Source organism: Acinetobacter sp. MYb10, from assembly GCF_002980175.2.
Taxonomy (GTDB): Bacteria; Pseudomonadota; Gammaproteobacteria; order Pseudomonadales; family Moraxellaceae; genus Acinetobacter; species Acinetobacter guillouiae.
Map to the genome: position 1 here is coordinate 1,506,425 of NZ_CP058272.1, position 15,592 is coordinate 1,522,016.

The following is a 15,592-nucleotide window of genomic DNA, read 5'->3' on the forward strand; positions in this document are numbered from 1 at the left end:
AGAATTTTTTAAATTTTAAACAGTTATAAGCTAAACATCTTAAGAAATTCTGAACAAAATTTATAGTAAAGTTTTGAAAAAAGAGCCGTTTATTTCAACGGCTTTTGTAATGATTTGAACATGTCTAGCTTAAAATCAATTTAAATAAAAATCTCAGCTTGCATAAATAACTGTGCATAGCCTGAAATTTCGATACGTTGACTGTCCTGAATATCACAAAACAATTTTCCACCGCGCGCTGATGCTTGATAACCGATAAGTTGTGTTTTACCCAGCTTTTCAGCCCATAAAGGCGCTAAACCAGTATGCATTGAACCTGTTACAGGATCTTCATCTATCCCTTTATGCGGGGCAAAATAGCGAGCCACATAATCATAATCGTTTGAAGCTGCGGTAATGGTCACATCATAGCCTGCAGACTCCGCAGTTAATGCGGTACTCACATGATATTGTTCTGCAATTTTTCGGATATTGGGTAAGTTTGGTGTTGCATTTATCACGTCTTGTGCAGATTCACAAACTAGAATATAAGCTTGCGCATTGAGGTAGACTTCTTTAAAAGGCTGATCAATGACATGATTCAATAATTCTGGATAATCGATCACTTTTTGCGGCTGACGAATCGGGAAATTCATCTGGATCTTTCCATCCTCAGCTTGCTGGATGATAAAAATACCCAAACCTTTAACATGAAAATGAATCGTCTTCGCTTGGGTATGATCTTTAAATAAAACGAAAGCTGAAGCTAAGGTTGCATGTCCACAAAAATCGACTTCAACCTGTGGGGTAAACCAGCGAATTTGATAATTTTCATCATCAATGCGTTTTACAAAAGCAGTTTCTGCCAAATTATTTTCTAAGGCAATATTTTGCATCAAAGCATCATCCAGCCAGTCATCTAAGACCAATACAGCAGCAGGATTGCCCTTAAACAATTGTTGTGTAAAAGCATCAACTTGGTACATTTTCATTGTCAAAACTCCTCATTTTAATCTATTCTAAGTGATACTAAAAATGATTACAGATACAGTCTATGTTTTAAAATGGTTACAGTTAAAACTCTAGCTTGATCGTATTGACCATTCAAAATACACCTGTTTTATAGATTCATTTGAAGTTTATAACCTTTCCTAGATCAATAATTATGGAATAAGCACGATGAAAATAAGCATAAAACTCCGAAGCGTCGTTATAAGTAGCCTAATCCTATGTTCTCCACTGACTTTTGCAGCCGATACCATTTGGATTGCTGGAAGCACACATAAAGGGACAGTTACCGTACCGATAGAGAATGGCCCTAATGTGGTTTGGAAATGCGATGGTACTGTATGTCGGATGTCTGGTCCTTGGGGCAATCAACTTTCAATAGACTCATGTCAAAGTTTGGTCTCCCGAATTGGGAAAATCACCTTCTATAAAAATTCTGCTGGAAAAATTTGGACAAAAAATTCAAAAGAATTGGCTGAGTGTAATCAAGCAGCAAAATAGAACGTTTTAGCGCCAGCAGGCCATCATATTTGTAAGAAAGTGATCGATAAACTGCTATTTCGAGTAGTGAATACTTTGCCTTGTTTTAATGAATATGCGTTTAATGAATCAGAGTATGTTTGATAAACTTTAGTTGAAAAAAACACCTAAATGTAATTTAGGTGTTTTTATGGCATTTAAATAATATAGAAAAATGGGTTAACTATGTTTTAACTCTTCTCTCTCATCTGAAAGCAAAATGCTTTGATCTGTCTGCCCCATCAATTGACTGGTCACAACACCTGCAGTCATCGAACCATCAACATTTAACGCAGTACGCCCCATATCAATCAAAGGTTCAATGGAAATCAGCAAAGCCACCAAAGTCACAGGTAAACCCATAATCGGTAAAACAATCAGTGCAGCAAAGGTTGCACCACCACCGACACCTGCAACGCCAATTGAACTTAAAGTCACCACGCAAGCTAAAGTTAAAATCCAGATCGGATCAAGTGGATTAATCCCCACTGTTGGGGCAACCATCACCGCAAGCATTGCTGGATATAAACCCGCACAACCATTTTGCCCAATCGTTGTACCAAATGAAGCAGAAAAGCTGGCAATAGATTCAGGCACACCCAAACGGCGAGTTTGTGCTTCAATATTTAATGGAATACTTGCCGCACTCGAACGGCTGGTAAAAGCAAAGGTTAATACAGGTAAAACCTTTTTAAAGAATCGGATTGGATTAACGCCTGTCAGCAGCAATACAATTGCATGTACTGCAAACATGATAGCTAGACCCAGATAAGAGGCAACCAAGAAACCACCGAGATTAACAATGTCAGCGGCTTTAGAACTTGCCACGACTTTCGTAATCAAGGCAAATACACCATAAGGTGTAAGTGTCATCACCAATCGAACTAACTTCATCACCCACGCTTGCAAAGTATCAATTGCAGTGACGATACGTTGGCCTTTTTCGGCATCATCTCTGATCAGGTTAAGCCCTGCCAAACCGAGCATCGTAGCAAAGATCACCACACTAATGATTGAGGTTGGATGTGCCCCAGTGAGTTCAGCAAATGGATTTGTCGGCAAAAAAGATAAAATAAAATCAGGTACATTTAAGTCTGTGACTTTACCAATATATTCAGATTGAATTGCTTCAAGACGAGCTGTTTCCTGTGTCCCCTGTACAAGACCAGCCGCACTTAATCCAAATAGATTGACCACAAACACGCCAACCAAAGCGGCAATAAACGTGGTGATTAATAATGTACCAATACTAAAAATACTAATCTTGCCTAATGAGGATGCATTATGTAACTTAATCACAGCACTCAGGATCGAGACCAGCACTAATGGCATCACCACCATTTGCAAAAGCTTAACATAACCATTTCCAACGATATTAAACCATTGAATAGACTCGGTTAAAATTTCAGAATTTGTACCATAAACCCAATGTAATCCTAGCCCAAATACCACACCTAAACATAAACCGGCAAACACTTTTTTAGCCAGACTCCAATCTGTCTTTCTGGTTTGCATCAGCAGTATGATCAAGGCAATGAATATGACAATATTCAAAATGAGCGTATAGTTCATTCGAGTTCCAATAGTTTTGATCGTTTTATTATAAGCTTATTGTGAAATATCCAATAGTCTTTAGCATTTTTTGATATTTAAGTGTTGTTTTCTCAACATGCACTATTAATAATAAAAACATGACTTTAGCGCACTCATGAATTTTTTGTATAAGCTTATACAAATAAAGACTAACACCCAGAATATAGGCCATCTCATGAATTCACATATCCAAACTGTTGAACTTTCTAAGGCTTATCGCCTGTTAAATCACGGTCCAACCGTGCTTGTCTCAGCCCAGTATGAAAACGAAAAAAATGTCATGGCAGCAGCTTGGGCTTGTGCATTAGAACTTGTGCCTGCCAAAGTGAGTGTGGTTTTAGACAAAAGTACAAAAACTCGTGAATTAGTTGAAAAGTCAGGGCATTTCATCCTACAGGTACCGACACTCAAACAACTTAAGCTGGTACAACAATTAGGCTCAATCAGTCAGTTTAATGACCCTGAAAAACTCTCACACTGCCATACGCCACTTTTCCAATTTGAGGGATTTCAGCTCCCTGCTGTTGAAGGCTGCGCTGCATGGTTGATCTGTGAACTGATTCCTGAACCGCATAATCAACAAAGCCATGATTTATTTATAGGCAAAGTCGTCGCTGCGTATGCGGATGATCGTGTATTTCGCAATGGTCACTGGTATTACCATGAAGTTGGCGCTGAATGGAAAAGCCTACATCATGTTGCAGGTGGACATTACTATACGATCGGAGACCCTGTAGATGCCAATCTATAATCTATAGGCTTAATCCTTACGAAATTTGCTTGTCGATGGGTCAATCTGTTCTAAATCACGTTTAATTCATAATTGTTCAATAATCTAAACAGACTGAGCCCATCATATTAATCATACTTATCGCAGAGTAAGCTTCGATTTTACCAACTGGTTAAGTTATGTGAATAAGCCCTGATTATTCCCAAACTAAATACTGATTATTTATTGTCATTTTTTTAAATTCACCTTAAGGTGAATTAACGGAAAATGGATAATCTGCACAATGACCAAGATCGGATCGAATAAAATTCAGCTGAGTATCTTTCTATGCCTGTGTATGTGTTTAGGCATTGGCATTCTCCGATTTTCCTATACTGCATTATTGCCCTCTACCCGTCTTGCTTATCATTGGGACTCCAGTTTTGCCAGTATATTAAGCAGTGCAAATTTGTTGGGGTATTTAATTGGTGCATTTTGGGCAATGAAACTGCCTCAAAACTTTACCATGCCTCGATATATCATTTTGGCGGCATTTTCTGGAACGGTGAGTTTACTCAGTTGTGCTTTTTCAGGTCTTCCCGAAAGCTGGTATGTCTTTTGGCGTGTCATTTCAGGCATCAGTGGTGGCTTATTGATGATCCTAGCTCCCAGTATCGTTGCACATTGCAGCAAAGCTGAAGAACGTTTAACCATCAACTTCATTGGCTTTAGTGGTATTGGTCTTGGGGTGTTATTGGCAACCCTGTTTTTGCCTTATCTCGACAGAATCAACACACAATCTGCATGGATGATTTTATTTTCGTTTTCTACTGTCATTTGTTTGATCATTGTTTATTTACTCAATCTGTTTAAAGATCATCTAGATCATATCAGCGTAGCAAACAATCAGAGGGGGACAGTCAATGGCATGTATTTTAGTTTGCTGATTGTTTATGCTTCTAGCGCTTTTGCCTATGTTCCCCATTCATTGTTTTGGATTGATTATCTTAAAAACACCCTGCATCTTAATCTATATTTAATTAACTTGAATTGGATTTTGTATGGTTCAGGCAGTGCCTTAGGTGCAATTAGTGCTTACTTATTGGCACGAAAATTTGGCAATTTTACCGCATTAAAAATATTATATAGCCTATATGTTTTAGCAATCTTTATTGCGATTTTTTCAACCCATCCAATTCTTACCTATACATCATCCTTTTTTACTGGTTTGCTTAATCCTGCTGTGGTTTTCCTTACTTCATATACCATTTTACACCTTTATCATGTGGCCTATAAAAAACTATGGAGCATAGCAACATTAGCTTTTGCTGTAACTCAATTGGTTGGTGGAATCTGTTTTAGTAGCTTGCAACATTGGGGTGTTTCCTATCATCAGCAATTTATACTTGCCTCAGGTGTACTCGCTGTAGGTACAGCACAATTTTTTATTTATTCTCAAACCCATCAAGCACAACTGCATAAAAGCTAAAATAAATGATCATGTTGTGTGAATCATATCGCTATTAAAAGCTTCTCCTCCCCTTTGAAAAAGATCAGGATGGGGGTGCTTTATCTTAATCTATGCTTTAAAAAAGGACAGATGAAAGAAGCCTAGTGCTTCGTTTTAGAATCGCGCCAATCTAAACACGCTAAGCTTTATCCACCATAAAATAATCGGCTTTGCACAAAGAAATAATTTAAATATCAATCTCAAACACATAAGTTTTAGCTTTCACTTAAAGCACTTTGCTCACAGTTGTTGACCATTTGGCATATAAATTGCTCTTTGTAATGCAGGGATGGCAAAGTCATAAAGGTTTTAAGATGAATACTGAAATTAAAAAAATTCAACCTGAAGATGAAGTTTTAAGTGCAGGAAAGAACCTGACATTTGGTTTACAGCATGTACTCACCATGTATGGTGGTCTGATTGCAGCACCTTTGGTCGTAGGTACAGCGATTGGTCTAAATGCAGCTGAAATTGCCTTATTAATTACAGCATCTATTCTTGTGGGTGGTTTGGCAACATTACTACAAACGCTTGGGCTAAAGTGGTTTGGTGCAAAACTTCCAATTGTACAAGGCACTTCATTTGCTGCTGTCGCAAGCATGATCGCGATTGGTACAACTGGGGGAAATATTCAAACGATTTTCGGTGCTGTGATTGTCAGTTCTATTTTCGGGATATTGATTACCCCCTTTTTCTCAAAAATAGTGCGTTTCTTTCCACCGATTGTGACGGGTTCAATTATTACCATTATCGGGATTTCACTTTTACCTGTTGCAATCCGCTGGATTATGGGCGGTAACCCTAAAGCACCCGAATGGGGCTCACTAGAAAATATAGGGATTGCAGCCTTTACCCTCGGCGTACTACTTGTGGTGAGTCGCTTTGGTTCAGCTACAATGGCGCGCCTAGGCGTACTCATTTCAATTATTGTTGGTGCAATTTTTACCATCCTGCTTGGTGTTGCCGACTTTTCAAAAGTGGGCAATGGTGATTTATTTGCTTTCCCACATCTATTTGCGTTTGGTCTACCCAGCTTTGAAATGTCCGCGATATTAACCATGTGTATCGTGACCATCGTGATCCTTACTGAAACAACAGCCAGCCTATTAGCGATTGGTGAAATTGTTGATACAAAAATGGATAGTCATCGTTTGGCAGATGGTTTAAGAGCAGACATGCTATCTTCTGCGATTGCGCCATTATTTGGTTCATTTATGCAATGTGCTTTTGTTCAAAACGTGGGACTGGTTGCCATTTCAGGTGTTAAAAGCCGTTTTGTGGTAGCAACGGGTGGTGCTATTTTAGTTGTACTGGGTTTATTACCGATTTTCGGACGTTTAATTGCTGCGATTCCGATGCCTGTTTTAGGTGGCGCAGGTATTGTTTTATTTGGTAGCGTTGCAGCAAGCGGTATTCGTACATTATCTAAAGTGGATTATCAAACCCAATCCAATCTTATCATTGTTGCTGTGTCGATCTGTGTCGGCTTAATTCCTTTAATCAGCCCTGATTTCTTTCATGCCTTTCCCAAAGTATTCCAAACTTTATTTCATTCAGGAATAAGTGCGACATGTATAGCAGCAGTATTACTCAATATTTTCTTTAATCACCTTTCATTTGGTAAAAAATCTGTTCGATCTTCGGTCAAAAATGTACAAACGGCCATACATTGAGATAAAAAAAGCAGAGCTTTAATAAAAACTCTGCTTTTTTACTTACGACGCTCTATTTAACCGCCAAGAAAAGCAAATGACTGCATGCTTTTCTTAAAACCATTATTTTGTGGTTGGCATATGCTGTTTAATAAAGGCAACCAATTCAGGATTTTTTTCAACAATCGCTTCAATATGGTTAGCTTCATCTACAAGTAAGAACGTCACATCTGTACCCATATTTTTTAAATCTTGCTGTAATTTTTCAGTCACTTGATAAGGTACTGCCATATCTAATTTACCCTGAATAATCATTACTGGGCTATTAATTCTCTTGGTTGCAGGTTGGTTCTCAGCTAAGAATTTTTTTACCGTCGGATTTTGTTGGAAAGTATCAACCAATGCAGGATAGTCTAAAACGGTTTTGCTAGGATTTTTAACAATATAATCACGAATATCATCGGAAAATTTCTTATGTAAGTCATCGAAACATAAGCCATTTTCACCTGTTGAACCTTCAGCCTCTGCAGCAATATCTCTTGAACGCTCTTTAAAAACTTCTCGATAATTAAACTTAGGCTCACTTGCTGTTATACCCACAGTAGCATAAGCAGTATATGTCAATAATTCTGCATAAACATCAACCGCCGTAGCCACCTTCCCATCTAGAAGAAGTCTTTGAATTGCTTGTGGCGCAACGACAGAAATAATATCACCTAAACTTGAGGCAGGTGCGCCTGCGACAGCACCTTTGTAGTTGGAGTCGGTATTGGAAAGCTCAGCAGTTCCTAAAGAACCATGCCCACCCTGCGATTGTCCGACAGACATCCACTGACCATTAATCTGATTACCATAGCGCTCTTTATATGCTTTCACTGCATAAATCGCTGAATTTGCTTCACTCTTTAAATTTAAATACGGATGCATACCTGGTGTGCCCAAGCCTTCATAATCAGGGGCAATGATGACATAACCTTCATTTAATAGGCTTTGCGCCATATTTTTAAATCGTGGGTTAAATTTATTTCGACTTGGCGCACAACTATCACCCACACCGACTGTACCATGCTCCCAAACCACAACTTTCCAACCATCAGTAGGTCGTGTTGTTTTGGGGATGAAAACCATTGCTGTGGCTTTTTTGGTTTCACCAAGTACATTTGGCATATTATAAGTCATGACTTTGACTGATGTAGCCTCATTGATTACATCTGAATTATATGTATTTTCAGATACATAATTCTTATTTGAACCCCAGTTATTCCAGTTATTATCGTCATCATTACATGCAGTTAAAAATAATACTGAACCACAGGTCATTGCCAATAATGTCCGTTTAAATAATGCTTTCATTACTAAGTCCTCAGTTTTTATTGTTTGAACAACTCCGTGTTCAAGCTACTAATTAAACATAAAAAAATGTATCTTGCTAGGATACTTTTAACCAAATAGTAAAATAATATATAGATACAAATGCTTATCTTTAATTTAAATTCGCTTAAACCAAATTCATACAATAGAAACGCCAGCACCAGTCATTCAACCATTCCACGAATTACGCAGAAATACATCATTGTGAATCATAGAAATAGCTCAAAAAATGTGATCACGAATGCCAGTTGAGATAAATAGCGATCATACTTTAATAGCCTTGATCAAAATCCAGTCAAATCTTCTATAAAACCGTATAAATGAGCATATATAAATATAAAAAAAGCAGAGCTTTAATTAAAACTCTGCTTTTTCTATAAATTGCTAATCCCTATTTAACTACCAAGAAAACCAAATAATTTGATGATTTTCTAAAAACACTTATTTCGTAGTTGGCATATGCTTTTTAATAAACTCAACCAGTTCAGTATTCTTCGCTATAATCGCTCCAGTATGATTCGCACCTTCCACAGCTAAGAAAGTCACATCTGTTCCCATTGCTTTTAAGTCTTTTTGTAATTTATCTGTGACTGTATAAGGCACAGAGGTATCTTCAGTCCCCTGAATAATCATCACAGGCGTATTAATTCTTTTCGTTGCAGGTTGATTATCTGCCAAGAATTTTTTCAAGGTCGGGTTCTCTTGGAAATTATCGATTAATCCTGGATAATCTAAAACAGTTTTTCCTGGATTATCATTAATATAACCTTTAATATCACCAACAAATTTAGTTTTTAAATCGGTAAAGCATAAACCGTTCTCCCCTGTTGAACCTTCCGCCAACGCAACAATACTTTTTGAACGCTCTTTAAACACATCTCGATAGTTAAACTTAGGCTCATAAGCGGTCACACCGACTGCGGCAAAAGACGTATAGGTCAATAATGTAGCAGATACATCAGTTGCGGCATCCACCTTTCCATCTTTAAGTAGCTTTTGAATCGCTTTCGGTGCAACATCAGCAATGATATCCCCCAAACTTGAGGCTGGTGCGCCTGCCACAGCACCTTTATAGTTGGCATCACTATTGGAAAACTCTGCCGTACCTAAAGACGCTTGCCCGCCCTGAGATTGCCCGACTGACATCCATTGACCATTGATTTGATTACCATAACGCTCTTTATATGCTTTCACTGCATAAATTGCTGAGTTTGCTTCGCTCTTTAGATTTAAATATGGGTGCATACCTGGCGTGCCCAAGCCTTCATAATCAGGTGCGAGAATCACATAACCTTCTTTTAATAGACTCTGTGCCATCCCTATAAATCGATCATTAATTTCATTTCTACTCGGTGCGCAACTATCACCCACACCTACAGTACCATGCTCCCAAACCACTACCTTCCAACCATCAGTAGGTCTCTTGGTTTTTGGAACAAAAACCATTGCTGTAGCTTTCTTAGTTCCACCGAGTACATAGGGCATATTATAGGTCATGACTTTGATTGATTCAGCCTCAGGCATGCGACCTAAATTATAGGCACTCTCAGACACATAATCTTTATTTGAACCCCAGTTATCCTTGTTATCATCATCATTACATGCAGTTAAGAATAATGCTGAACCGCAAGTTATTGCTAATAGGGTTTGTTTAAATATTGCTTTCATTACAAATTCCTCAATTTTTTTATTGTTTGAACAGCTCCGTGTTCACCCTTAATTAAGCACAAATAAATGCGTCTTGCTACAATATTTTTTAATAAAACAGAGGAATATATCACATTTATAAATTATTATTTTTCTTTATCTAGTGAAATTTCATCAATATTTCGTATTATTATAAATACAGATGAAATTTCAAAAGTGGTTTATTTTAATAATTTAAATTCAAAATAATGCAATAAAAATGCCGACAAAGATAATTAAACCGACCCAACGGTTATGTCTAAATGCCCAAAAGCATAATTGTGGATCTCGCTCTTTGGTTTTAGACCATTGGTAAATAAAATCAGCAACAACCAATAACAATGCAATCAAGCCAAATGGAATCAATATATTTTCTAAATATAATGCTGTACCAATCAACAATACACTGGTCAATTGCAATAAAGAGATGATCTGAATATCGTATTTTCCAAAAAGAATGGCAGTTGATTTCACGCCAATTTTTAAATCATATTCACGATCTGTAATTGCATATTGGGTATCATACGCCACGGTCCATGCTAAATTGCCAAAATAAAGCAACCAACAGGTCCAATCTAAAGGTTTCCCCATTGCGGTAAACGACATCGGAATACCCCAAGAAAATGCCATCCCTAAGACCACTTGTGGTAAATGGGTATAACGCTTCATAAAGGGATAAATAAAGGCGAGGACTAAACCTGCAAGCGCGCAGTAAAAAGTTGCGATCGGTAAGAAAAACAAAGTACACGCACTGGCAGCCACCAAACCCACAAACACCCAGACTGCTTCTTTGGCTGAGATCACCCCAGTAGCCAGTGGACGATTTTTAGTTCGTTCCACATGTGCATCAACTTTACGATCAGCAAAATCATTGATCGCACAACCGGCTGCGCGCATAAAAATTGTCCCTAAGACCATTGCAACCAGTGTCACAATATCGGGGATACCTTCTGCAGCAATCCATAATGCCCACATGGTCGGCCATAAAACCAATTCTGTCCCAACTGGTTTATCAAAACGACACAGATAATAATAAGCTTCTAAGCGTTGTTGCCAAGTGGTGTGTTGCGCGATCGACATGACAGTCCTTCAATACTCTATTTTGAAATATGCTGTTGTTGCAAAAATTGCTCAAAGGCAGGTAGAAAAGTCTCTTGAACAATAAATTTACAACCATGCCAAGTATAACAACTTTGACGTGTCCAACCTTCTGCTAATTTTAAAACACGCCGTTCACACAGCGGATTGGTACGTTGAAATAAAAATTTTCCGATCGGTTTGGTTCGAATATGCTTAAACAAACGTGCTTTGCCATGGATACTGAGAATGGGAAAAATACTTTTTGCTTTTACCCATGGCTGTGCATCACAACCAAATAAGTAACTTTCACGGACCCATGAGGTATGTTGCTGTGGCATTAGCATCCATTGACTATCCAGCACACTCATTCTTTGATAATGCTCTTGAATCGGTTGAACTTTAAAAACACCACCCGCGACATCAGTCAACTGCTGAGTCAATGAACCTTGTGCATACAACCATGTTTTTAATTCAGGAGGAAACTTCTTATCCCGTATTGTGCATGATTGTTTCAATGTTCAGCCCTTCAAATTTTGGATGACTTAGTGTAACTGAAATTTTTTGTTTTGTTTAAATTGATCGTCTGAATCCTAAAATTGAATGAACAATCCATCAAAAATAAAAACAGGGAAACGAGAGATTCAAGTGAAAATTAAGATAACTTTATTTCATCAACTTCGCACCGACTGGTTTTCTCTTTTAATCACTATTTTGATTTGTATCACTTTCTGCTACATTTTAAATATTAACACTGATCTCAGGTATTTTAGGGCCTCGCATAATGAATATAAAAACAGCACTACAACTCAGCATTTTATGCATTCCTTCAACATATAGCTTTGCACTTAACTTATCCAATTCACCGATTCAACAAGTCACACTGTATCCTACACTGGCAAAAATTGAACGAACCATTCCTGTACAAGCAGGAGAACAACTCGTTACCCTGAATGGCCTTGCGGCAAACTTTAATATCGATCAACTGCAATATCAAAGTAGCAATATTGAAGTCAATGCGGTTTCGCATACAGATAGCGCACTGGATAAACCTGCTGGAAATGAGTCTTCTCAATTGCGCAATAATATAGAGGATATTAAAAAGAAAATTTCTGAACAAAACTCAATTATTCAAGCGGCTGAATTACAAAATAAGTTTTTAGAAAATGTCATTAAAGGCTCTGCGCCAAAAGTACGCAAACAAGCCTATGAGGCCTTTATTGCCATTGATCAAGCCAAGGCAGAAAAAGAAAAGTTACAACAACGTTTACAAGAACTTGAACAAGACTTAAATGCCATTGGCGACAGCGAGTTTAACCAACGTACACTTAAGTTTTATGTCAATGCACCACAACGTGGTGAAATTAAAATTAGCTATATGGTGCCTTATGCACGCTGGCAACCGATATATAAAGCCGAATTAAATACCCAAACCAAGCAAATTAAACTCACCCGTATGGCAATGATTGCACAAAAAACTGGTGAAGACTGGAACAATGTTAAATTGGCATTGTCCACAGCAACACCGCAAAACTACGTTCAACAAGTGCAGCCACAACAATGGTGGGTCAACTATTACGAACCAGAACCTGTACGACCAATTTATCCAGTTGCACCAGCACCTATTGCGATGGCTGAAATGAGTTATGATAGAAAGTCGACAGCCGCAGTCAAAAAAGCGCCCCCGCAATTCCCACAGTTTCAAGCAGCTGATTTAAATTTTAGTACTGAATTCCGTTCAGAGACCAAAGCCTCCATTCCAAGCAGTCAACAACAAATCTATTTACCTTTAAGCACTGAACAATACGCAGCGAAACTTTCAGTTTGGGCGATCCCGAAACAAAGCACTCAAGCCACAATTAATGCTGAAATTTCAAAACTTGATCAAAATTGGCCTTCTGGGACTGTAAAACTATATCGTGATGGCGACTATATTGGGCAAAGAGCTTGGAGCAATAGCGCAGATGAAGCACTTCAAATGAGCTTTGGTACAGATGATCAAATTCAAGTTAAAGTGACTGATTTAACCGATAAGAAAAATCCAGTCAAAGGTACTCAATCTGAAACCATCCGAAAACAGCAATATTCAGTGCAAAACTTACATAGCTACCCAATTCAAGTCACGATTTTTGAAGCTGAACCACAAAGCCAGAACGGTAAACTCAGCATACAATCGACCTATAATATCCCGCCGACTGCAACACAATGGAATGGACAACCCAATATCAACCAATGGCAAATCGATTTAAATCCAAAACAGATTTATAAATTAGATATTCAACACCAATTTAAGTATCCAAGCAAAGGAAGAACTTCAGGTTTTTAACTTTTGTTTTTTATATAAAATTTAGCCCAGTAATGACTGGGCTTTATTTAAACAGGTAAATTTTATCGCTTAAATTTTTATTAGAGATAATCGCCTTCTCTTTCAGGCTGATACAATATTTTTTCAATTTTAACTTTCATCAAATGACCATCAGGCTGTGGCCATTCAATTTCCTGTCCTTCAGCCAAGCCAAGAATTGCAGTACCTACAGGTGCAACCACATTGACCTGCCCTGCCTCACCACGAAAATCATGCGGATAGACCAAGGTAATTTCTGTTGCTTCCGTTGAGGGTGCTATGGTGATTAAAACCTTTGCATTCATGGTCACCACATTGGGCGGCATATCTTGAGGCGCAACCACATCTGCTCGTGCCAATTCCTCTTCTAAATGTTGCATCGTCACAGTCAATTTCGACTGATGTTCCAACATCGTTTCTAAGCGATGTAAATCTTGTTCTGAAATAATAATATTTGGTTTACTAGCCATGTGCCTAATTCCTTCGATCTTTCACATCATTTGGGTATAGCAGCGATGTTTATAATAGGTCTGTTGACATTTCATAAATGAATTAAGCCACAAGCCGAAAATTACAGCATGTAACCTATATGTCGGAAACGTGAAACGAAGTATCAATAAACTCCCATAATCTACTTCTTTTATAACAGATATTTACTTCGGTGTTTAAGCTTTTCAACTTATTCAACAACCATAAAAAAAGCCCCCTTGAGAGGAGGCCTTCTCAAGTTAATGCTTATTTAGCATAAACGGGGAATTTTGCACAGACTGTTTCAACTTTTGCTTTCACCGCATTGATAACAGCTTCATCACCTTTTGCATCGAGGATATCCGCAATCCAACCAGCCAAGTCGCGAACTTCAGCTTCACCAAAACCACGTGTTGTTACTGCTGGCGTACCGATACGGATACCTGAAGTAACAAATGGAGAACGTGGATCATTTGGTACAGCATTTTTGTTTACAGTAATATGAGCAGCGCCTAACCAAGCATCAGCATCTTTACCTGTCACATCTTGCTTAATTAAAGACAACAAGAATAAATGGTTTTCTGTACCACCAGATACAACATCATAACCACGTAAAATCAATACTTCAGCCATCGCTTTAGCATTTACAACCACTTGTTTTTGATATTCTTTGTATTCAGGCATCATTGCTTCTTTAAAGCAAATTGCTTTTGCTGCTATCGCATGAACCAATGGACCACCTTGGTTACCTGGGAATACAGCAGATTGAAGCTTTTTCTCAATTTCTTCGTTTGCTTTTGCAAGGATTAAACCAGAACGTGGGCCACGCAAAGTTTTGTGCGTAGTCGTGGTTGTTACATCAGCGATTTGAACTGGGCTTGGGTATACACCTGCGGCAACTAGACCAGCAACGTGAGCCATATCTACAAATAAATAAGCACCAACTTTATCCGCAATTTCACGGAAACGTTGCCAATCTACAATTTGGCTATATGCAGAGAAACCTGCAACGATCATACGTGGTTTATGCTCTATAGCTAAACGCTCAACTTCTTCGTAATCAATTTCACCAGTTTCTACGTTTAAACCATATTGAACAGCATTATATGATTTACCAGAGAAGTTGACTTTAGCACCATGGGTCAAATGCCCACCATGTGCCAAGCTCATACCTAAAACAGTATCGCCTGGGTTGAGTAAAGCAAGATAAACTGCTGAATTTGCTTGAGAACCTGCATGTGGCTGAACATTTGCATAGTCAGCACCAAATAATGCTTTAGCACGATCGATCGCCAATTGTTCGATCACATCAACATATTCACAACCGCCATAATAGCGCTTGCCAGGGTAACCTTCCGCATATTTGTTAGTGAGTTTTGACCCTTGTGCTTCCATAACAGCTGGTGAGCAATAGTTTTCAGATGCGATTAACTCAATATGAGCTTCTTGACGGGCATCTTCTTGAGTGATTGCTTGAGCAATTTCTGGATCAAATTCAGAAATAGAGATATTGGCGAACATTAGCGAGGTCCTATGAATTAGGGCTTTTAAGCCGTGCTAAGATTGCGCGTATTGTAGCATGAAGTTTGTAATTAAACAGAATCAAGTTTGCTCCGTTTTAAATAAAAATGGCTCATGTTGAAAACATAAGCCATTTGCTCAAATCTACAATTTAA

Annotated in this window: 13 protein-coding genes; 5 read left to right on the forward strand and 8 right to left on the reverse strand. The window is 38.2% G+C overall.

Annotation, left to right across the window (positions count from 1 at the left end; genetic code table 11):
* Positions 1-140: 140 nt before the first annotated feature.
* On the reverse strand, positions 141-971 hold the full coding sequence (locus CQZ96_RS06990) for a PhzF family phenazine biosynthesis protein (protein WP_105714504.1): 831 nt from the start codon (positions 969-971) through the stop codon (positions 141-143).
* Between the two features lie 187 nt (positions 972-1,158).
* On the opposite strand from CQZ96_RS06990, the gene CQZ96_RS06995 reads away from it, so the two are divergent.
* On the forward strand, positions 1,159-1,488 hold the full coding sequence (locus CQZ96_RS06995; RefSeq protein ID WP_004721915.1) for a hypothetical protein: 330 nt from the start codon (positions 1,159-1,161) through the stop codon (positions 1,486-1,488).
* A 198-nt stretch (positions 1,489-1,686) separates the two neighbouring features.
* Here the strand turns inward: CQZ96_RS06995 and CQZ96_RS07000 are convergent, their stop codons facing one another.
* Positions 1,687-3,078, reverse strand: coding sequence for an L-cystine transporter (locus tag CQZ96_RS07000; RefSeq protein WP_034612245.1), 1,392 nt, complete (start codon positions 3,076-3,078; stop codon positions 1,687-1,689).
* A gap of 196 nt (positions 3,079-3,274) precedes the next feature.
* Here CQZ96_RS07000 and CQZ96_RS07005 point away from each other — a divergent pair, with 196 nt between their 5' ends.
* The 3 genes from CQZ96_RS07005 (at position 3,275) to CQZ96_RS07015 (ending at position 6,991) form a co-directional block, all read left to right on the forward strand.
* Complete coding sequence (locus CQZ96_RS07005; protein WP_105714505.1) at positions 3,275-3,850, forward strand: flavin reductase family protein; 576 nt, start codon at positions 3,275-3,277, stop codon at positions 3,848-3,850.
* A 262-nt stretch (positions 3,851-4,112) separates the two neighbouring features.
* Entirely contained in the window at positions 4,113-5,297 is a 1,185-nt protein-coding gene (locus tag CQZ96_RS07010; protein WP_105714506.1) for a YbfB/YjiJ family MFS transporter, read from the forward strand.
* A 335-nt stretch (positions 5,298-5,632) separates the two neighbouring features.
* Entirely contained in the window at positions 5,633-6,991 is a 1,359-nt protein-coding gene (locus CQZ96_RS07015; RefSeq protein ID WP_105714523.1) for a nucleobase:cation symporter-2 family protein, read from the forward strand.
* Between the two features lie 102 nt (positions 6,992-7,093).
* Here CQZ96_RS07015 and CQZ96_RS07020 read toward each other — a convergent pair whose 3' ends face one another.
* The 4 genes from CQZ96_RS07020 to CQZ96_RS07035 form a co-directional block, all read right to left on the reverse strand.
* Positions 7,094-8,323 carry a lipase family protein gene (locus tag CQZ96_RS07020; RefSeq protein ID WP_105714507.1) on the reverse strand — a complete coding sequence of 410 codons (1,230 nt, stop codon included), beginning with the start codon at positions 8,321-8,323 and terminating at the stop codon, positions 7,094-7,096.
* Between the two features lie 459 nt (positions 8,324-8,782).
* Positions 8,783-10,009 carry an alpha/beta hydrolase family protein gene (locus CQZ96_RS07025; RefSeq protein ID WP_105714508.1) on the reverse strand — a complete coding sequence of 409 codons (1,227 nt, stop codon included), beginning with the start codon at positions 10,007-10,009 and terminating at the stop codon, positions 8,783-8,785.
* 219 nt (positions 10,010-10,228) lie between these two features.
* The gene (ubiA, locus tag CQZ96_RS07030; RefSeq protein WP_105714509.1) at positions 10,229-11,107 is read right to left on the reverse strand and encodes a 4-hydroxybenzoate octaprenyltransferase; all 879 of its coding nucleotides are present in this window, start codon (positions 11,105-11,107) and stop codon (positions 10,229-10,231) included.
* A 17-nt stretch (positions 11,108-11,124) separates the two neighbouring features.
* On the reverse strand, positions 11,125-11,622 hold the full coding sequence (locus tag CQZ96_RS07035; RefSeq protein WP_105714510.1) for a chorismate--pyruvate lyase family protein: 498 nt from the start codon (positions 11,620-11,622) through the stop codon (positions 11,125-11,127).
* 266 nt (positions 11,623-11,888) lie between these two features.
* On the opposite strand from CQZ96_RS07035, the gene CQZ96_RS07040 reads away from it, so the two are divergent.
* Positions 11,889-13,430, forward strand: a complete 1,542-nt coding sequence (locus CQZ96_RS07040) for a DUF4139 domain-containing protein (RefSeq protein ID WP_105714511.1) — start codon at positions 11,889-11,891, stop codon at positions 13,428-13,430.
* Positions 13,431-13,510: 80 nt separating this feature from the next.
* Here the strand turns inward: CQZ96_RS07040 and rnk are convergent, their stop codons facing one another.
* Complete coding sequence (gene rnk, locus CQZ96_RS07045; protein WP_004820092.1) at positions 13,511-13,918, reverse strand: nucleoside diphosphate kinase regulator; 408 nt, start codon at positions 13,916-13,918, stop codon at positions 13,511-13,513.
* Positions 13,919-14,183: 265 nt separating this feature from the next.
* Complete coding sequence (gene glyA, locus CQZ96_RS07050) at positions 14,184-15,437, reverse strand: serine hydroxymethyltransferase (RefSeq protein ID WP_105714512.1); 1,254 nt, start codon at positions 15,435-15,437, stop codon at positions 14,184-14,186.
* Positions 15,438-15,592 lie beyond the last annotated feature (155 nt).